This window comes from Coprococcus sp. AM14-16, from assembly GCF_003434675.1.
In the GTDB taxonomy this organism is placed as follows: Bacteria; Bacillota; Clostridia; order Lachnospirales; family Lachnospiraceae; genus Coprococcus; species Coprococcus aceti.
In genome coordinates this window covers 161,632-180,470 of sequence record NZ_QTLL01000004.1, presented here as the reverse complement: position 1 = coordinate 180,470, position 18,839 = coordinate 161,632, and the positions used below count along the sequence as shown (strand labels likewise).

17 protein-coding genes and 2 pseudogenes are annotated in these 18,839 nt (G+C 36.0%); 3 read left to right on the top strand and 16 right to left on the bottom strand.

All coding sequences use genetic code 11. From position 1 onward, the window contains the following. Positions 1 to 67 precede the first annotated feature (67 nt). From DW159_RS12765 to DW159_RS12730, 7 genes and pseudogenes are all read right to left on the bottom strand, one after another. Positions 68 to 1,075 carry an AbiTii domain-containing protein gene (locus DW159_RS12765; RefSeq protein ID WP_117551248.1) on the bottom strand — a complete coding sequence of 336 codons (1,008 nt, stop codon included), beginning with the start codon at positions 1,073 to 1,075 and terminating at the stop codon, positions 68 to 70. Between the two features lie 99 nt (positions 1,076 to 1,174). Then, the gene (locus DW159_RS12760) at positions 1,175 to 2,893 is read right to left on the bottom strand and encodes an AIPR family protein (RefSeq protein ID WP_117551246.1); all 1,719 of its coding nucleotides are present in this window, start codon (positions 2,891 to 2,893) and stop codon (positions 1,175 to 1,177) included. 107 nt (positions 2,894 to 3,000) lie between these two features. Beyond that, complete coding sequence (locus DW159_RS12755) at positions 3,001 to 3,924, bottom strand: BsuBI/PstI family type II restriction endonuclease (RefSeq protein WP_117551244.1); 924 nt, start codon at positions 3,922 to 3,924, stop codon at positions 3,001 to 3,003. Further along, complete coding sequence (locus DW159_RS12750) at positions 3,917 to 5,404, bottom strand: Eco57I restriction-modification methylase domain-containing protein (RefSeq protein ID WP_117551242.1); 1,488 nt, start codon at positions 5,402 to 5,404, stop codon at positions 3,917 to 3,919. The genes DW159_RS12755 and DW159_RS12750 overlap by 8 nt, the downstream gene beginning before the upstream one ends. Before the next feature lie 83 nt (positions 5,405 to 5,487). After that, positions 5,488 to 6,210, bottom strand: coding sequence for an EcsC family protein (locus DW159_RS12745; protein ID WP_117551341.1), 723 nt, complete (start codon positions 6,208 to 6,210; stop codon positions 5,488 to 5,490). Positions 6,211 to 6,371: 161 nt separating this feature from the next. Then, positions 6,372 to 6,749, bottom strand: coding sequence for a TnpV protein (locus DW159_RS12740; RefSeq protein WP_117551240.1), 378 nt, complete (start codon positions 6,747 to 6,749; stop codon positions 6,372 to 6,374). A 374-nt stretch (positions 6,750 to 7,123) separates the two neighbouring features. Continuing rightward, positions 7,124 to 7,312 (bottom strand): annotated as a pseudogene (locus DW159_RS12730) (tyrosine-type recombinase/integrase); the annotation flags it as partial. On the opposite strand from DW159_RS12730, the gene DW159_RS12725 reads away from it, so the two are divergent. Continuing rightward, positions 7,255 to 7,743 carry a helix-turn-helix transcriptional regulator gene (locus DW159_RS12725; RefSeq protein ID WP_242992728.1) on the top strand — a complete coding sequence of 163 codons (489 nt, stop codon included), beginning with the start codon at positions 7,255 to 7,257 and terminating at the stop codon, positions 7,741 to 7,743. The pseudogene DW159_RS12730 and the gene DW159_RS12725 sit on opposite strands and share 58 nt — an antisense overlap. A 305-nt stretch (positions 7,744 to 8,048) precedes the next feature. Here the strand turns inward: DW159_RS12725 and DW159_RS12720 are convergent, their stop codons facing one another. The 9 genes from DW159_RS12720 to DW159_RS12680 form a co-directional block, all read right to left on the bottom strand. Then, the gene (locus tag DW159_RS12720; RefSeq protein ID WP_117551238.1) at positions 8,049 to 8,957 is read right to left on the bottom strand and encodes a sensor histidine kinase; all 909 of its coding nucleotides are present in this window, start codon (positions 8,955 to 8,957) and stop codon (positions 8,049 to 8,051) included. A gap of 3 nt (positions 8,958 to 8,960) precedes the next feature. Next, positions 8,961 to 9,806 carry an ABC transporter permease gene (locus DW159_RS12715; protein WP_117551236.1) on the bottom strand — a complete coding sequence of 282 codons (846 nt, stop codon included), beginning with the start codon at positions 9,804 to 9,806 and terminating at the stop codon, positions 8,961 to 8,963. Then, positions 9,799 to 10,752, bottom strand: a complete 954-nt coding sequence (locus tag DW159_RS12710) for an ABC transporter ATP-binding protein (RefSeq protein WP_117551234.1) — start codon at positions 10,750 to 10,752, stop codon at positions 9,799 to 9,801. Before DW159_RS12710 ends, DW159_RS12715 begins: the two co-directional genes overlap by 8 nt. 51 nt (positions 10,753 to 10,803) lie before the next feature. After that, positions 10,804 to 11,487 (bottom strand): response regulator transcription factor, encoded by a 684-nt coding sequence (locus DW159_RS12705; RefSeq protein WP_187115875.1) that lies wholly within the window; start codon positions 11,485 to 11,487, stop codon positions 10,804 to 10,806. A 211-nt stretch (positions 11,488 to 11,698) separates the two neighbouring features. After that, on the bottom strand, positions 11,699 to 11,878 hold the full coding sequence (locus DW159_RS12700; RefSeq protein ID WP_117551230.1) for a hypothetical protein: 180 nt from the start codon (positions 11,876 to 11,878) through the stop codon (positions 11,699 to 11,701). Further along, the gene (gene istB, locus DW159_RS12695) at positions 11,871 to 12,644 is read right to left on the bottom strand and encodes an IS21-like element helper ATPase IstB (protein ID WP_117551228.1); all 774 of its coding nucleotides are present in this window, start codon (positions 12,642 to 12,644) and stop codon (positions 11,871 to 11,873) included. Before istB ends, DW159_RS12700 begins: the two co-directional genes overlap by 8 nt. Further along, positions 12,644 to 14,116 carry an IS21 family transposase gene (gene istA / locus DW159_RS12690; protein WP_117551226.1) on the bottom strand — a complete coding sequence of 491 codons (1,473 nt, stop codon included), beginning with the start codon at positions 14,114 to 14,116 and terminating at the stop codon, positions 12,644 to 12,646. Before istA ends, istB begins: the two co-directional genes overlap by 1 nt. A 556-nt stretch (positions 14,117 to 14,672) precedes the next feature. Next, entirely contained in the window at positions 14,673 to 16,118 is a 1,446-nt protein-coding gene (locus DW159_RS12685) for an HD domain-containing protein (RefSeq protein ID WP_117551224.1), read from the bottom strand. A gap of 3 nt (positions 16,119 to 16,121) precedes the next feature. Continuing rightward, on the bottom strand, positions 16,122 to 16,619 hold the full coding sequence (locus DW159_RS12680; RefSeq protein ID WP_117551222.1) for a hypothetical protein: 498 nt from the start codon (positions 16,617 to 16,619) through the stop codon (positions 16,122 to 16,124). A gap of 367 nt (positions 16,620 to 16,986) precedes the next feature. Between DW159_RS12680 and DW159_RS12675 the strand changes: the two are divergent. Together DW159_RS12675 and DW159_RS12670 are read left to right on the top strand one after the other, a co-directional pair. Then, positions 16,987 to 17,888, top strand: a pseudogene (locus tag DW159_RS12675) (conjugal transfer protein). A 169-nt stretch (positions 17,889 to 18,057) separates the two neighbouring features. Then, positions 18,058 to 18,744 (top strand): response regulator transcription factor, encoded by a 687-nt coding sequence (locus tag DW159_RS12670; RefSeq protein ID WP_117551220.1) that lies wholly within the window; start codon positions 18,058 to 18,060, stop codon positions 18,742 to 18,744. The last annotated feature ends 95 nt before the right edge of the window (positions 18,745 to 18,839 follow it).

Genomic DNA, 18,839 nt, shown 5'->3' with positions numbered 1-18,839 from the left:
TTTTATGGCATCCCATTCATTTGCTACGGCACTTTCCATTGTATTATCTCCACAAGTAATGTTTCATTTATTGTAACGTCAATACATCACCCAAACACATATATGTTTGCAAAATACATCTTTCAGCATCTTCTTTTGTAATATCTGAATGTACTCCTTCACACTGTAAATTACTCAAATTATCAATCCAGTCCAAAAGATATATCACATTACTTCCTACAAGTGTCTTCTTCATAGACTTATCTTCAAGTTTCTCAATTACAGCAGATAATTTGTTTTTATAATGATTGCCACTCACATCAATTTCTGCACCTGACTTTGTTTTATATACCTTATCTTTATAATCAGGAAAATGCTTAGAAAATAGTTCAACAGCAGTACTTTCAAACAATCTACGACAAGTCGTCAATGCTTGTGAATACATCTCAGGATTTCCAGAATTTATTTTTCCTTCAATTGCTTGTAGTTTTAACAACGTTTCTTTTGACAACTCTGAAAAAGCTAAGTCAACCTGTTCTCTATATCTTGCAAAAACATCTGTTGCAACATTACCAAAATTCAGCTCTATGTGCTTTTTCAAAGCGTATTCATAATACTGGGCTTTTAAAGATGCAAGTCTTTTTTGTGCAATAGCAACATCCGCTACCATTGTAATTGTTGATCTGTGAACATTTGTTGTTAGTCTATCCATAGCCATTAACGCCAACTCACCACTCACAGATGCACCATTAGTTGTAAAATTTCCGACCGCCTTCTGCTGTGCAGTAATTTTTTCTTCAAGTTCAGAGGCTAATTCTGTAAATATATATAATTTTCCATCTTTTTGATAACCTCTTCCTTTTTTATATGCAATATTCCACGCATCACTTATAACTCTTCCATCGTTATTTTGGGGATAACCACCATATTCATATTGAAGCCAAATAAGATTTTCCTCATCATTTGTAAGTCGCGCAATCTTCGAGCATTGTAGCAACGCAGATTCTGTAGTTATTGTACTGTCTTCAATTCCATCGATTACTTTTTCACACGCTTCTAACGCTTTTTCAATCTTATTCAATTTTTCACCTAGCATTCTAATCTCTTATCCAACCTTTTATTGTTTTTTTAATAATTCGTTTTCAAACATACGTTTCCAAATCACTCTATTCATCACAATATATTTTTAATATTTTTAATCAGCCTTATGTTCCACTCTTTCCTCTAAAGCGCTTACTTTAATTTGAACTTTATTAAATATACTCGAATTTTTTGTCAATAAAGAAACATTTTTTTCCTCTTCTTTGTTTATTACATCTCTCACTATAAAAATAGAATCTATAATTATATCTTTTTGCTCAAGTTCTGCTATTTTCTTTCTTTTATATTGATCCTTAAGATTCCTATATGTATTTAACAAAATAATATCTCCAGTATTCATAAAACGAAAACTATCAATATTTTCATTCATCCATATTTGCTTAACTCCTATATATTTGGCAAACTCATCTTTACTACTATTTCGCCTAGTTTTTCTATACAATGTCAAAACTTCGGATATTGCATTATATACATTGTACGCTTCTATAACTTTATCAGCTGTCAAGCCAACTAATAACTCTTCAATTTTGTTTTTATCAAACAACGCATTTTTCCCACGCTTTGCCAAACTTGCATTCTTATCAATCCAGTATCCTACATAGTACTGAATTACATTTTCCAATTCCATGACAATTTTCCCTTGAATATCAACTCCATGTTCCTTCATATATTCATATTCATTAATTTGTCTTTCCAAAAAATATCCTTTTTCCAACAATTTTTTTTGAAGATCCCTAATGACAGTATGATTCGCAATAAAATAACTATCACGTATTGGAGTTTGCGAATTTAAAAATTCTGTTATTCGCATACGCTCACTATAATCCGCTATCGATATCACTCTCACAAGAATATATACGGTATCATTTAATTTTCCCTTTTGAACTGCATTGTAAAGTGTATTCAATGTTTGACATCCATTCACAACTGATGCTCCTGTTAAAAATATTTCATTTGAAGCAGGACTATTCTGTGCTTGATCACAAATAAAAACAATACCATTATTATAAAAATAAAACATATCTGCTTGGTCCGTTGATGTCGCAGTTCTATTAATACCATTGTTTACCGAAGATCCGTATTCATATAAACGAATATTCTCATCAAAAATAGTTGCAATATTATTTGAAATCCCTTGGACAAGCTCTTTTCCATTTACAAATCCAACAAATGAATCTATTTTTCGGGTTTGAACATTATATGCGGGTTGCATCTGCTTATACTTTAAAGATACTGAAATGCTATTTTTTCTATTTATTTTTTCATAAATATTAGCAATAGCATCTCTATCATGGTACACAATTTCCAATTCACTCCCCGTATCTTGCCTGAAAGTTTCCGCATTACTTTCAACAATACTTTTATTTGCGACTATTCCCTTATTATAACTAACAAAACAAATTCTAAAATGTGTTATAAGGCTATTTTCTAATCGCGACTTAAATTCTGCAAATTTTGTATTACTTCCCTCATAGCATCTCTCATTAGATATTAATGTCATAAAACCATTCCATGTTTTCAAGATTTCCCCTTGGTCAATCTCATTCTTAATGTTTTCTTTTTTAGCAGGAAATTTATATTGCATCACGATTAGTGCTTGATTCTCTTCGTCAATAATAACTGAGTCGATCCCTAAATCCCCAGCCCCATCAATTAATGCTTCCGCTATATCTTGTTCCTGTAATTTGTAATAGTTTTTCAAATACCAATGTGCAAAAGCTAAGGAATCTGTTTTGTATTCATTACTTTCTCTAATTCCCTTAATATTTTCACATATTTTCGCATAATAAGATTCGTATTTTGTTACCGCCATTTTTTCTCCTCATATACTTTATCCAAAGTAAACTCTTACATAAATATTTTTCATAACACGATTTGTCAATATAACTTGTCTATTATATCACTTTCAATTTACATTTTTCATTCTCTCGGTCCCATAAATCGATCGCCATTCAGATGTATCATATGCTCCGGCATTTCAGCAATCCAGACCTCTGTTTCCCATGCAAGTTTTTCCGCAAATTTCTTATATGTCTTGAAATCCAGAAATGCGGTTACAAATACTTTTCCTGCTGTTACATCTTTCGTCATTTCTGTAATTTCCAATATACGCTTTGGATCCATCGGACCGACCGATGTTACCGATTCCACAAAATAGATCCAATTCTTATCCTCACGATATAGCACTACATCAGGCATCTTATCATGCAATGTAATTTCAAATCCCAGTTCTTTTAATTTTTCTACATTCTTTACCAGATCTTTTTCTATTGTATCGCCAACGTACAAACATTCAGAATTTGGTGCAAATCTCGGTGCAAATTCCTCGATAATGGCTTTTTGCAGCTCATTATGCTTACCTGCTGAAAATTTAAAGCTTTCACCATTTATATTTACTGGCATCATTGTCATCTTCTTTTTAGAAGCGTACAAATCAATTAACTTTTCATGATAATAAAGAAACCGCTTTATAGATTCTTTCCATGCTAGTGTTTCCATCGTTATCAGTATTTTAATTGTTTCTTCCGTCAATCTGTAGCGATAGTTCGGACTGTTGGTTGCTTTTCCATTATCCTCTATCAAAGCAGCTGTCCTGAATCTGTGCAGAGCCTGCTTTCTAAACGTTTCTCTGCTGTTTTCTGCATAGCTCATACCGTAAAATGTGTTAACAAACTGAATAATATCATGAATACGAATCCACTCATTTGTTGCTTCACTCCATGACATATCCGGCTTTATTCCTGCCATAGCCAGTATCACATAGCAGCATATATCTGCCTGCTGTGCTTTAGGCATACCTATTGTTTGCAGAAATTCTCTTGTTTCCTCTATTTTCTTATCCACAGTATCCCTCCAGTATCAAATTGCAATTTGCCTCCGAATAATCCTTACTTTTAAGCACTTTTCTGCCCATTTCCTGAATATCCTCTAACTCTGGCACAGGCATTGCATTTATCTCTGTTGAATTAACCTGTGTAGACCCATTTAAAATACGATAATATTCATCATAAAGTGTAGAATTAAATAATACATACAACCCATACACCAGACATTCTGACATTTCCGTTAATACACCGTCCACAAAATTAATTTTATTCTGTGTACTTATCTTTTGGTACTGCGGAAATCTTTTAGCTAAATATACTCCACATTGTAATCTTCGTGGTTCTTCCTTTGCTGTAAATCGCTTTACAAATAGATAGTTCTTGTTATCTTGCATTAATCCCTTTTGTTCTGTCACCACATATTCATGTTCTTTCTGGATTGGAAATTCTACCTTTCCTTGCTTTATATGCTGTGAATAAAATAAAGGTATTGCCCCTTCTTCCGCTTCATCCCTCAAAATATCACGATTACGGAAATCTACGGTCAATCCCGTTTTCATTTTTACTCCTATTGCCGGAAGTGTCTTATCAAATTTATGCAATTTCTTTAATACTTCCACTTCATTTTCATCTGTCACAAGATAAACATAATAATCTGATCCTGCTACAACCAGATCATACGGAACTGTTAATGATGTCAGCTTCCCAAAATCACTATTTGATTTCGATGATGTAATCGTAACGGTTTCTGGCTTTTCACTTGTCTTTTTTACTTTAATAATAATTGTTTCCTGCAACACACTTTCTTTGTCAAAAACCTTATTTCTGCTGACAAAAAGATGAATATATTCCAATTTCCCTTCTGTCAGAAAATATTCCCGGAAACGTTTAAAATACGCCCCTGATGTCCATGATCTTGGAATGATGTAAACCATCTCTCCATTTTCACATAAATTAAATAATCCCATGGACGCAAAAATGAAATATAAATTCGGTGCACCATAACATACCTCTGGCATTGCTGTAGCTTCTGGCGCATCTTTCGGAATTTTCATATACGGCGGATTTCCAATCACAAAATCATATTTCTTAGGCTCCGCATTTCCTCCCAACATATGATTAAAATCCAAATACTGGCTCAAAATATAATTATCTTCAACGATATTAACTGTAAGTTTTTTTCTTGTCTCTTCTTTACAATATTCCAGATTACGTTTCAACAATGGCAATACATTTTCATCGTTCTCATAGCAGGTAAGCTCAATCTCCTGAATAGAATCTATTGTTTCCATTCGCTCAATAAAAGCACATGATAATATACCTGAACCAGCCCCTGCATCAAGCACACTTACTCTGCCTGTTTTCTCATCCAACTTATATAATCCCGCCATAAAACGGGCAGTTTCCATACTGGTAAAAAACTGTCCATATTTTTTACGTTCTTTTTTCGGCATACTCTCTATATATTCGTTTGTAAGTTCTATAATTTTTTCTAGCATATTCCACCTACCTACAAGCCTTCTATTTCTTTCTATTATACTATAGCACAGACCCTTTTTCAACGTTTTGTAGAACATGTGTTCTATTTTTTAATTTCCGTTGTATTATAATCATTATCATCTATATCTATAACATCGTCGTCACTCTCACCTTTGACAGAAAAGACTCCTGTCATAAACCATTTATATGCTCGATCTGCGATAACCTTTGTTTCCACCAAATCCAATCCACCACCTACAATAGCACCTACTCCTGGCAACATCTTTCCAAGATTTACGATTCCTTTTGAACCAAATTTCGTAACAAATCTGAAGCCAATCTTCTGATTAATCTTTGTCAGGACCTTCCCTGGTATCTTTTTTATAACACCATTTGCAAATTTTACACCAAATTTGATTCCTGCCTGTTTTAACAAACTATTCACTGCAACTCCTGCAAGACAAGCATATACAAAGGTTTGTGTCTGATCACTACTCAAATCATAATCAGCCATATATGCTGTACAAGCTATCATCCGCATTTGTACATAAATTACACTTCCTATATTCGCTGGTATCGCAACTGGCATTGTTATAAAGCCACCAAGTCCTGTTACAACTCCTGATATTGTACATTTGGCAATTTGATTTTTCAGCATATCCCTACAAGCTTTTTCCTTTGTCTCGTGCTTTGACAAATAATCATTTGCCATATCTTCAACACCGGGACTGACCATCGGTATTCCATTTAAACATTTTTCATAGCAAGAGTCTAATAATTTCATAATGTCTTCTTGCGTCATTTTTTTCTTTTCCATATTTCTCATAATTCCAATCTTCACATTCTTTATAAGCTCATGAATTATATTCAACGCAGACATAGTTCTATTCAAATTTTATCATAATTGCGAGAATTGCTCCATCCTATTTTCACAAACATGCTCCACCTACAGTTAAAAAAAGTGGCAACTATAATCACCTTTTCCATTTATCTATATACGATTTTCTTCAATACAATCTCTTCTGCACAAGCCCTGATATTATTCATTTTCCCAACCCATGCCATCTGATCCTGCATCTTCAGTTCTTCCGTCACTCCATGCACTCCTTTCATCTGCTCTACCAGTCTGTCCATCATCTGGTTACACTCCTCATCAATCAGATGCAAGTGCTCATTTAACTTTCCAGCAAGTACCAACTCCAGATATAGTCCCTTCCGATGCTCCTGCAAATATGTTTTTCTCAATATTCCATACTTTCCAATCAGATACTCTGTCTCTTCTGGAAGGTACAGATCTGGATAATACAGACCGTCCTCTCCTAAAGTATAACTGATTCCATTTTCTCCCATAATGTGTTTCTCCATGATTGTCCTCCTATCTTGCTCCCCGATCTTTGTTCTGACTACGGGTATGCTGTTTATTTTTCTGTTCATTCTGTATTTCTTGTTTCTTTTCTGCCAGCTTCGCCCTAATACCATGTGCTACTGGCTCTTTTCCTGTTTCTTTCTTCCATTTTTCTATTGCAGTTCTATACTGACTATACTCAGTTTGAGAAGCCTTAAAATCCTTTAAAAAATCCTATACACTTCTATAACCGATCTTCTGCACAATTCTTGGAAGGTAATCTTTCATATAGGTGCTGTTTCCTCTGTCTGCATGATTTCTACATCATCATCCTGCTCTTCACAATCCTCAAAGCTTGCCCGAAAGCTGATTGTTGGATATTTGTGTACTCCGCTCATAGCTTGTCCTCCTCATTCTCAAGTTCTAATCTGTCTGCCAGTTCTGCCTGCTTATTCGGATATAAATGTGAATAAGTATTTAATGTGGTTTCTATCTTTTCATGTCCCAGCCGCTCTGCTATTGCCAATGGCTGAAATCCAAGCTCCACCAGAAGTGATGCGTGGCTGTGACGCAGATCATGAATATGGAATCCGCAATCCAAAACCTGACCAGCTTTTAAAGATTGCCAATGCGCTAGGCATCAGCATTAACATTTTCATGGATTTTGATATAGAAACAGTTTCTGATGTATTATCATTACTGTTTAAACTGGATGACCAGATTGATATGAAATTTGAGGCAGATAAGGACGATGAGGGCAATTTCAAACCTGCTACTGTTAAGCTGTCCTTTAAGAACAACCTCATCAATAAAAAACTCTGTACCTATATGAAAGCTCTGGAAATTCGTGAAAATATGCAAAATGCTAAAGATGAATATTCAGAAGAAGAGTATACTGACAGTTTGCAGCATATCAATGAAAATATCGAAGAAATCAAGCAACACCTGCTTGATGACAATATGGTTGTCAAAAAAGACACTGACCGCCTTACTGTAAAAAATTATCCAAATTAGTGAAACCTCGTAAATTATCAAACATAAGATGATAATATCTAATTAAACAGAAAGCACCCACTCCAAGGGTGGATGCTCCGAGTTTAGGTTAATGAATGTCCTTAAGGACACCGCCTATCCTGTTGGCAGACAGGATAGGCATTTTTATTTTCGTCTGCTCTTCCTCGAAGAGCTTTTCTCTTTATCGAGAAAGGCAAGCAACGCTACAATCAAGCTACCAAAGGACATCAACAATGCTAATATCCCAATGAAAATCGAAATGGTCTCATAAGCCGTCATCGGCGCCACCTCTACGTCGCAAAATACTATTTAGCATCGGTTACAATCGGAAAGTTCATTTCAACAATAAACTCTTTTTTTTCTATTCTTGCTTCAATCTCTCCATCCATCCGACTAACCAGCTCCTTTGCAATAGATAGTCCCAATCCAGTAGATGTTTTACTTCTGGCAACATCTGCTTTATAAAATCGCTCAAATACCTGATCTATATTAATCTGTTCTGGATGTGTAACCTGATTGCTGATTCTAAGCACCGCCTGATTTTGATCACGTTCCAACACAATGCTAATCTTCTTTTCTCCATGATCCAGCCCATTTTTTATCACATTCTGGATAACACGGCGGAGTCCCTGCCTGTTTCCATGTATATACAACTGTTCTTCCGTAATCTGAATATCCGGCTGAATTTCCATTCTTACCCATTCATCATAGTATGAAAAAACTGTTTCTTTCAAAATCCGGTTCATACAGCACAATGTCAATTCCAAACTGTAAGATTCGTTTTTTAACTTTGTAAACATAAAAAGTTCTTCCAACATTTCATTCAGACTATGAATTCTTTCGTGGATAGTGCTTAAATAACGTTTCTGATCCTCTATATTTTCACATTCTTCCATTAGCTGGAAATATCCGTCCAAAGATGTCAGTGGTGTGCGGATATCATGAGAAAGATTTGTATAAGTGTCCGCAATCAGAGCTTCTTTCTCCTGATAATGCTGCTTCTCTTTTCTTCGCAGTTCCAGAAGCTCATTCAACTTGTCAGAAAGCTTTCCTATTCCACCCACATCAAATTCATGGTTAATCAACATGTTACTGTCATGTTTCATCATAAACGCCAATTGGCGGCAGATGTCTTTCACCTGCCGCTGGTATTTCCACATAATAATAAATTGTAAGATAATAATTCCTGCTAATATCCCAATTACGATATACATCCGTTAAATATCCCTCTTTTGAAAAACAACGCTGCTTACTGATATCATCATAACGATGAACACTATTGCCACACCAAATGCCGCCAAACACTCATTTCCACTCGGATTCATAGGAAGCAGTGATAATTTTCCTGTTATCGTATACTTATAAATCTGGAAATTCTGAATTCCTATTTTTTGAATGGCACTATTGATCACCCCATACACAATGGTCATTACATTCATGCTAAGACAGACAGCAATGACCATGCTGATTACATTATTTTTCAAAATAATTGCAATCGCCATACAAATCAGCACAAGTGCATAATGAAGAGCCAGTTCAGTCACAAAATAAGATAAAATTGCCTTTGTATTTCCCCATTCCAATTCCCCGAAAACAATACCATTCGCCGCTGCCTGAAATAAGAATGCACCTGCCATTGTCAGTACCGTAAAGACAGCCAAGGCAATTGCCCTGGAAAAAATCAGAGTTCCTCTATTTCTAACCTGACCTCCTATATTCTTAATATATCCGCTACTGATATCCGCTGTTGAAAACAGAACAGTAAAAATCACCAAAAGCAGTGCATACAATTTTCCTTGGGAATTGGCAAAAAAGATATCATATACCGTCACCTTTTCTCCCGGCTCCGTAGGCAGCATTACCATCATTCCCACATTAATATTATCCACAGTAGGTTCAGTAACCTGCTCCTGTTCCATGGCATCCTTTTCAGTCAAAAGCACATAATCCGTCTTGCATAAAGATGTTGTAATCAATAATATTGCTGCCAGTACGATCCAGATTACATACATACTTTTGGTTTTAAGCATCCGGTATAAATCCATTTTTATTATATTAAGCATGATCCGCACCTCCCGTCAGATTCAGAAAATAAGTTTCCAGTTCTTCACTGGTTATGGAAATCCCTTTTACCGGAATTCCTGACTTTGCAAGTTCCATATTCAACGCTGCACTTTCATTCAATCGTTCAAAAATATGAATATGCTCTTTATCTGTTACCTGATAGTTGGTAAATCCCATAGAATCCATCACCGGAATCGCCTGTTTCGGATTATCCAATGTCAACTCTATCCGTTCACTGCATCTTCTTATTAATTCTTCTCTTGTAATTTCCTGTAATAAACTTCCATTATGAATAATTCCATAATCAGTAGCAATCTTCGATAATTCCTCAAGAATATGACTGGAAATGCATATTGTCATATTCTTCTCTTTCTGAAGTCTCTGAATCGTATCCCGGATCTCTGCAATACCCTGTGGATCCAATCCATTGATTGGCTCATCAAGAACTAGTAAATCTGGTTCTCCAACCAAAGCAAGACCAATTCCCAAACGCTGTTTCATTCCAAGTGAAAAATGTTTTGTTTTTTTCTTTCCCACATCCTCCAGACCGATAATTCTCAATATTTCTTCAATATAACTTTTTTTCTTTATTCCAAACAGCTTGCATTTGATATTCAGATTTTCATATGCAGTCATATTTCCATAAAGTCCCGGTGCCTCAATCAGACATCCTATCCGTGATCGAACTTTTTGCAAATCCTTTCCCTTGTATCCGAACATCTCGATTTCTCCACAAGTTGGCTTGGAAAGTCCACTGATCATCTTCAGACAAGTTGTCTTCCCAGCTCCATTCCGACCGATAAAACCATAAATAGCACCTTTTTTAATATGCATATTGACACTGTCCACAGCTTTATGGTGTCCATATTGCTTAGTCAAATTTCTTGTTTCCAATAACATTTCGCTCAAGTTTTTCATCTCCTTTTTCTTATCTGCATTTATCATAAAGGAATAATCCTAATCAAACGCAAATAAATAGTAAAAAAAGAGTAAAGATTATAGATGAAGACGATAACCGATTCCCCAGACTGTTTCAATATATTCCTCAGATGTAACTGTTTTTATCTTTTTACGAATATTGCTTATATGTACATCCAGAGTTTTTGTTTCACCCATATATGGTTCGTCCCACGCATATTCAAAAATGTCCTCTTTACTGAAAACCTGCTTCGGATTTCTGAGCAGTAATTCTAAAATCGCAAACTCCTGTCTTGTTATCTTAGGAAGTATTTTTCCACCAATGCTGACCTGAAAAGTAGCTTTGTTCAATACCATCTCTCTGAACGAAAGGTTAGATTCTTTTATTTCCTTTTCTTCTGTATGACGAAGCTGTACCTTAATTCTTGCCAGTACCTCTCTGATTTCAAAAGGTTTCGTTATATAATCATCAGCCCCACTAGTTAAAACCTTTACCTTTTCATCCAAGCTATCTTTCGCAGTCAAAACAATAACCGGAAGATTTCCCTTTTTCCGTATTTCCTCCAGAACTGCTTCTCCTGTAATTCCCGGCAACATCAAATCCAGCAACACCAGTGCATAGCTATGCTCCTGCATATTCAAAAGCAGCTTTGCCTCAGTTCCGGAAAACGCCTGCTCACAGGAATAGCCTGCTTTGGATAATGCTTCCTGAAGCAGATTATTGATATTTGTATCATCTTCTACAATCAGTATTTTCTGCATGATAGTTCTCTCCTCTATTTTAAACTGTGAAAACATTATTTTCTTGCATTATACGCTTTCCCTGTAAATGTCAATGAAAAAGTTTACCAGTCGCTAGCGAAAAAGTTTACCACTCCGCTAACGAATTAGTTTACCATCTGCTATTGAATAAGTTTACCACTTTGGCTCAAATATAAGGGAATGCCCGTGGTAATTGACATTCCCCCAGATGTTAGCCGTAAAGCTTATCAGCTACACCCTCGTATGCATCAAGCATAAGTTCATAGTTGTCATCCAGTTCCTTTACGGTTTGCTGTAGGAGCCAGATATCTTCTATGAGATTGTTGTATTTTTGGATCAGTTCTGACTTCGTCAGATCTGTGTTTTCATCAAGAAAGTGGTACTCATTCATCTGAGACGGCCTCCTTTCCTGAAGTGATCACAGCTGCGTGTTCGTCCCGATAAGGGTTGGACGAGTTCATGTTGAGTACGTGAGACATAAATGTCAGACGCCCAACCAGAGCAGCTACCATTGTTTTATTTTCAAACATAGTTGTCCATTCAGAGAACTTGAGATTAGTTGATACTATAACGCTTTGTCTCTCTGCCCGATCAGATATGATCTTGAATAACAGCTCAGACTGATGAAGGTTGAATGTCAGATAGCTGAGCTCGTCAATTATAAGAAGTTCGGCTTTATCCAGCTGGCGCTCAAGCTTCATGAGGCTTCGATTGTCCTGCGCTTCAATCAGCGAGTTAGCAAGATTTGCTGCAGTGTAGAATTTAACCTTCATGCCCAGGTTGCAGGCCTTGATGCCGAGTGCAATAGACAGATGTGTTTTGCCGGTACCGGGATTCCCGATCATGACTATGTTTTTACGTTTTTTGATAAAGTCACATGTTGCCAGTTCATTAAGATAAGCTTCATCCAGATGTTCAAATCTGTGCAGATCAAGCTCATCAAAAGTTTTCAGATATGGAAAATGGGCCGCTTTAATGTGCCTTTGTCTTGTTGCAGCTTGTCTGGTATCATACTCATTCTTCATAAGTTTGATCAGGAAGTCTGCATAACTGGAATCGTCATTCAGATGCTGTATTATATCGTTGCAATGCTTGAAAGTTGGCAGTTTTAAAAGTTTAGAGTAGAACTCTATTGTCTGCTGTTTTAATTCATCCATCAGCTCACCCCGCATTTCTTATCAAACCTTACGAGATCCGGGTCAGCTACTTCAATGTCATTACTCATGTGAATGATGTTTGTTTCTACCGGTTTGTGCAGATTTGAGCGTATGATATCAACCGTAGGTACTATTCCTGATGGAAGGCTGTGTTTGACAGCAAGGATTTTTTCTTCACCATAATCCACACACAGTCTGAGAAGCTTAACCATTTCGGCATTACCACCGGGAAGCTTTTTGCCCCAGTCGATGAGTTCTTCAGCAACCGTGTCACGTACTGGTTTTGCCTGAAATACGCCTCTTGACTTGCGTTCCAGCAGATCAATGTAGTGCTCAAGGCGGTAAGAAGTTTTTCCTGAACCAAAGAGCCTGTCATGTGTTGCAATAAGTTTTCCATTATACATGATGAGGACTTTATCAGCGTATCCTTTTACGGTTACTGTACGGCGTAGATATCTTACCGGTACTGAGTAGTTATTCTTTTCAAATCTGGCCGTAGAATAATCACCTATCTCAGGAGTTGCAGTGCGGCTTGTATCATACCTATATATAGGAACAGAATGAAGATACAACTGCTCCTCATGGTATGCTTCATTTACACTTATCGTTCTTGACTGAACTTTGTGAGTTTTGCGGTAATTCAGACAATCCTCTATGAGCTTTGCGTTAAGCTCCTCAAGAGACTTGGCTTTTGGTACTGGCACCATAAAATTTCTTCGTGAATAACCGACTAGATTTTCAACCAGACCTTTTTCGTTACCGCTTGCTATGTTACAGAAATCAGTCTGAAATGCATAATGAGCTGCAAATGCCGCATAGCCATCGGTTGCTATAGCATGTTTGCCAAAGCCCTCCCTAACGGCAACTTTGGCATTGTCAAAAATCAATCGATTGGGCACGCCGCCAAAGTGATCAAACATACGTTGCTGGGCTTCGAGAAACGATTCAAGGTTCTGCGTATAAAACAACTGGACAAATATGTCACAGCTGTAACATAATCGCCCGCAGAAGCTGTATAGCTTTTGCTTGACACCATTTAGATAAACAGTGCATTCACCCCAGTCTATCTGTATGGCATCTCCGGGATCATACTCAAGCGGTATGTCTGCCTGTGGATGTACAGAATGCTCTTTTCTAAGATCGTTTACGGCCTTTCTGATAGTGGATTCTCCTCCGGCGAATCCCTTCTCAGCGACAAGACGATCATAAATACGTTTTGCCGTGTGCCGTTGCTTGGCGAGCCCCTCCCGTTCATCTTCTCTGAAACAAGAGAGAATGAATTCGCGAGTCTCGTCGGTGATGATTGTTGAATCCCTGTGGTACTCTTTCCGATTACCCGGGATAGTAGTTCCATCACAATACTTTTTGACTGTCTGCCTGGATATGCCAAGTGTTTTGGCTATGGCACGGATCGACATTCCGTCATTGTGATAGGAACGGATAAGGTAATACATGTCCATTTCTACTTTCACACCTTTCGTCTCCTTCGTAAGATTTTGAACATAAAAATCTTACAGGATGTATTCCAGGTGGTAAACTTATTCAGTAGCGAAATGGACTAAAGTGGTCAACTATTATAATAGCGTTTACACTTTCCCCTTTTTTCCCGCAATTACTCCCCACAGATCCCCGGAATTCTCCAGTACATAACATACTTTTTTTCCAGCTGAACTTATAATTTTCAGTATTGCTGTGCTTCCAAGATGCATATATCGCTTTTTCTTACCATTATGCCTTTATTTCTCCATCAGTGCTTTCGCACCCCTTATCCCGCCCACAAATAGAGCCAAACTAGAGCCATTTGATAAAACAAATGCCGGAAGCCCGCATAAATACAGGCTTTCGGCATTTTAGTCCGTTATTCAAACTCGGCAAGTTGTCGTTTTAACTTAACCTGTTTTGTTTAAGTATTATTAAAAATCTGCCAATATTTTACTTTATTTGCACACTTTATTTTGGCTTACTGATTTTCTGTTGCCAAAGTGTTGCCAAGAAACGGTTTTTAACAATCTTGTCATTGCAACACACCTATGATGTAATTAATGCCTTAATTTCTTGATGCATTTTTTCATAATCATATTTTTTCCCTTTTTCCTCCAATACATATATTCTGATAAACTCACTTTTATAATTTGCCAATTTACTAACAATTGACAATTTATCCCCCGCTAAATATGAAATTTTTCCATTGTCTGGGTCATACAATTTCACTGCCTCACGTAAATCCTCTGAATCGGCATTTTTTTCTGCTACTTTATAGCTATTATGTATTTTTTCAATTGTAATTGGCACAATTTGATAGCCCCACCTATCACTACCTATAATTTGAGTAATCTTGTCCGGATTCTTTTTTAATTCCCATTTCAAAACTGCAAACTCTTGAGATGGCGAATCTTCATACAAATCTTTTATTTCAAATATTACTTTTGGACGTATTCTATCTCTATACATTTCATACAGTCTCTTATACTCTTCATCATTCGTTTTATCATAATATTCTTTTAAAGATACCTCAAAAAAAGAATCATTAAACTTTAAAAACTCCTCATCATTCACACTATCGTGTATTTCTTCCAATGAATTATATAAAAAATTACCACTTTGAACTAATTTAATGTACATGCACTTTACCATTCCTTCAAAAGCAGCATTCGTTTTATGAAAAATAACCTGTGAATAATGAAAATATCTTGACATCAAAAAATGTTCTACAACATGTTGCCCCTTTTTATTACATGCTAGGACTTTTTTCCCTGGCAAATCGGAATCTTCTACAACCATTAATAATCTAACTAAATACTGCAAATCAACTAAACCATATTTTACTCCTGTTTGATAAGAATCCCTTAACAAATAATCTAATCTATCAGCATCTAAACTTGAATGAAGTAACTGAGTATAAACCATATTTCTAGATCCATATTCTCCTGTAAAAATCTCTCCAATTTCTTCAGAATCCAATCCATATTTTTCTAATATACCTTTAATCTCCTGATTATGAATAATAATATATTTTCCTAAGTGCTCATGATGTGCCGATTTTGAATGGGACGATGACATCTCGTACAAATGTTTTTTCTCGTTTTTTCCCACTAGCTGAACAATACTATTTGCATTTTGGTTATCTTTACAATAACTATAAACACTTTCTCCTAAATGAGAAAGAGGATAATGTCCAATATCATGCAATAATGCAGCTGCACGCATCTTTACAACATCATCCTCTGTAAGCATCCCCTGTTTCAACAAATGTTCTGTCATTAATCCCATAATATATAAAACACCTAGTGAATGAACATATCTAGAATGTTCTGCCCCCGGAAAGACAAAATTGACTCTTGCTAATTGTCTTAAGCCACGCAAACGCTGAAAAATTGGCGTATCAATAATTTCTAATTCCATTTGTGTAATAGCAATTCCGCCATAGACAGGATCATTAATATATTTAACAATTTTCAATCTTTCATCTGCCATTTCTTATACCTCCAGTTGAATAAAACCTTTTTTTCGGAGCGTACCGAAGGCATAAGCACACTGTTCTTTATTGTATTGTGGTTTTTGCTTTATAAGTGCGCCAAAAAGAGCATTATCCCCTTCATCAATTTTCCAACTTCTCTTATTGTTAAAAATATATAAGAGTGAGGCTAATAATTCATACCAAGATGCAATCCCAAAATCTGCTCTTTTATCTTCTAAAAGTGAATTTACTATGTCTATATTATTTTCTGCAGATGAAGATAAACTATATCCACTAAAATCATTACTTGATAAAATTTCCAAATTATTATAAACATAATTTGTTAAGGAAGGGGAATATGGTCCACGCACATACCAATTATATGTGTATCCCAAATCTGTTCCTAAAGACTGCAAAAGATATATCTTTTTTTGACAAATAAGTCTATCTTCAAAACTTTCTTTACTAATTTCCATTTTCTGAAATACAATTCCGTTTGCAATATCAATATTATTCATTATAATCAACCTTCCATTTTCAAATGCACTTTTATAGTAGCATAATTAGAATCAAGTCTCAATTGTTTTTTCATAGTACCATTTACTAGTATATTCATATTCGCTCGCAGTATATTCCGAACATGTGTTCTATTTTATAATATCAAATTAATCAACCAGCGTCAACTAAGAACTATTAAATTCTATACTGTTTAAATTGGCATCATTTTCCATCATTTTGACACCCCATAAAATATCTATCACCTAATATAATCTATCAGATGTATCATGCCGGAAATCCAATCGGCTATACCGATTTGACCTCTGCCTACTGGCAACAGCACATCATTTGTGCCTGAAGAATCAAACAATAGAAAGGACTTGAAATATGTTTAAGAAGAAAGAAAAAACAGAGAAAGCACCTACGAATAAGAAAGTGCGTACCACAACAGCAGGACACATAAGAAATCTGTCCTGCTGTTGTGGGCGGTGCTTTTAGCAAACACCAGCTTTGGTGTGTATAAGAATTTTACCGCTATTAACACACACACGGTACATGAAAAAGAAATCATTCAGCTAAGATTGAACGATACCAATGGGATTGAGAATTTCGTCAAGAACTTTGCAAAAGCCTACTACTCATGGGATACCAGCAAGGAAGCCATTGAAGCGAGGACAGCGGAAATCAGTAAATACCTTACCAAAGAATTGCAGTACTTGAACGCCGATACCATCAGAACGGACATACCAACCAGTGCGACTGTTACAAATGTGCTGGTCTTGAATGTAGAACAGTCTGGAACGGACGATTTTACCGCTGCCTACGAAGTAGATCAGCAGGTAAAAGAGGGAGAACAGACACAGGCAGTCACAGAAAACTATACCGTGACCGTTCATGTAGATAAGGACGGTGCAATGGTCATTACCCAAAATCCTACCCTTGCTCCGGCGGTACAGAAATCAAAGTATGAACCGAAAGCACAGGAAGCCGATGTCAGTGTCAGTTCCGACACAGTTAAGGACGCTACCGCTTTCTTGGAAACATTCTTTAAGCTCTATCCGACAGCTACGGAAAAGGAACTTGCCTACTATGTCAAAGACGGTGTGCTTGCTCCTGTATCCGGCGACTATGTATTTTCGGAACTGGTAAACCCTGTCTTTACCAAAGACGGCGACAACCTCAAAGTCAGCGTGTCCGTAAAGTATCTGGATAACAAGTCGAAAATGACGCAAATCTCACAGTATGAGCTTGTGCTTCATAAGGACGATAACTGGAAGATTGTAGAATAAATGTTACAGCAGAATAGTATGGTAATTGTTTATCCAATCTATACTATTCTGCTTACAATTAGATTGACAAAATAAGAATCCCTCTCATATAATTGGTTGCAATTGTATTGAGGAAATACAACCTTAAATGTATAATGGGAAAGTAGCATTGCAGGAATGAGGTAGGCTAATGAATAAAATATTGATTATTGAAGATGATTTAGAAATAAATGCGTTATTGGCTGATTTTCTAAAAGAAAAAGGATATGCTGTGCATTGCCAATATGATGGACTTCATGTTCTGGATTTTTTGAATAAAGAAAAAATTGATTTGATTATACTTGATATTATGCTTCCTTATCGGAGTGGTGATATTATTTTATCTGATGTACGCAAGAAATTTACGATACCTGTTATTATTATTTCAGCGAAAGAAACTACACAAAATAAAATCGACTTGCTTCGTCTGGGAGCAGACGATTATATCACAAAACCTTTTGATATGGAAGAAGTGCTTGCCAGAATTGAAAGTAATCTGCGAAGAGTACAATTTCAAAATAGCCAGACAGAATGTTTGCAATATAACAATCTGACTTTAGACCTAGAGAAAAATACAGCATTTTTGAATGGAATAGAATTATCCTTAACCGCTAAAGAATTTGGCATTTTAGAATTGTTGATGAAATATCCAGATAAAGTATTTTCAAAATCGAATCTTTTTCAAAGTGTTTGGGGTACAGAATATATTGCTGAGGATAATACACTTAATGTTCATATCAGTAATTTACGCAATAAATTAAAAGCGATATGCTCTGATACAGAATTTATTGATACTGTTTGGGGCATTGGCTACCGCCTACATAAAGCTAAGGATTAAACGTTCCTTAGCTTTATTATTTTTTTAACTTTTCTCATTACGATTTAAGAAATTCTTTAAAATTGCCCGTTATACTGGTTTAAGTAAAGGAGGTT

What these genes read in the sequence shown, in the direction of transcription:
- DW159_RS12765 (WP_117551248.1), bottom strand. Translation starts at nt 1,075, where the DNA reads ATGCTAGGTGAAAAATTGAATAAGATTGAAAAAGCGTTAGAAGCGTGT.
- DW159_RS12760 (WP_117551246.1), bottom strand. Translation starts at nt 2,893, where the DNA reads ATGGCGGTAACAAAATACGAATCTTATTATGCGAAAATATGTGAAAAT.
- DW159_RS12750 (WP_117551242.1), bottom strand. Translation starts at nt 5,404, where the DNA reads ATGCTAGAAAAAATTATAGAACTTACAAACGAATATATAGAGAGTATG.
- DW159_RS12745 (WP_117551341.1), bottom strand. Translation starts at nt 6,210, where the DNA reads ATGAGAAATATGGAAAAGAAAAAAATGACGCAAGAAGACATTATGAAA.
- DW159_RS12740 (WP_117551240.1), bottom strand. Translation starts at nt 6,749, where the DNA reads ATGGAGAAACACATTATGGGAGAAAATGGAATCAGTTATACTTTAGGA.
- DW159_RS12725 (WP_242992728.1), top strand. Translation starts at nt 7,255, where the DNA reads ATGGCTGAAATCCAAGCTCCACCAGAAGTGATGCGTGGCTGTGACGCA.
- DW159_RS12720 (WP_117551238.1), bottom strand. Translation starts at nt 8,957, where the DNA reads ATGTATATCGTAATTGGGATATTAGCAGGAATTATTATCTTACAATTT.
- DW159_RS12715 (WP_117551236.1), bottom strand. Translation starts at nt 9,806, where the DNA reads ATGCTTAATATAATAAAAATGGATTTATACCGGATGCTTAAAACCAAA.
- DW159_RS12710 (WP_117551234.1), bottom strand. Translation starts at nt 10,752, where the DNA reads ATGATAAATGCAGATAAGAAAAAGGAGATGAAAAACTTGAGCGAAATG.
- DW159_RS12705 (WP_187115875.1), bottom strand. Translation starts at nt 11,487, where the DNA reads ATGCAGAAAATACTGATTGTAGAAGATGATACAAATATCAATAATCTG.
- DW159_RS12700 (WP_117551230.1), bottom strand. Translation starts at nt 11,878, where the DNA reads ATGAATGAGTACCACTTTCTTGATGAAAACACAGATCTGACGAAGTCA.
- istB (WP_117551228.1), bottom strand. Translation starts at nt 12,644, where the DNA reads ATGGATGAATTAAAACAGCAGACAATAGAGTTCTACTCTAAACTTTTA.
- DW159_RS12685 (WP_117551224.1), bottom strand. Translation starts at nt 16,118, where the DNA reads ATGGCAGATGAAAGATTGAAAATTGTTAAATATATTAATGATCCTGTC.
- DW159_RS12680 (WP_117551222.1), bottom strand. Translation starts at nt 16,619, where the DNA reads ATGAATAATATTGATATTGCAAACGGAATTGTATTTCAGAAAATGGAA.
- DW159_RS12670 (WP_117551220.1), top strand. Translation starts at nt 18,058, where the DNA reads ATGAATAAAATATTGATTATTGAAGATGATTTAGAAATAAATGCGTTA.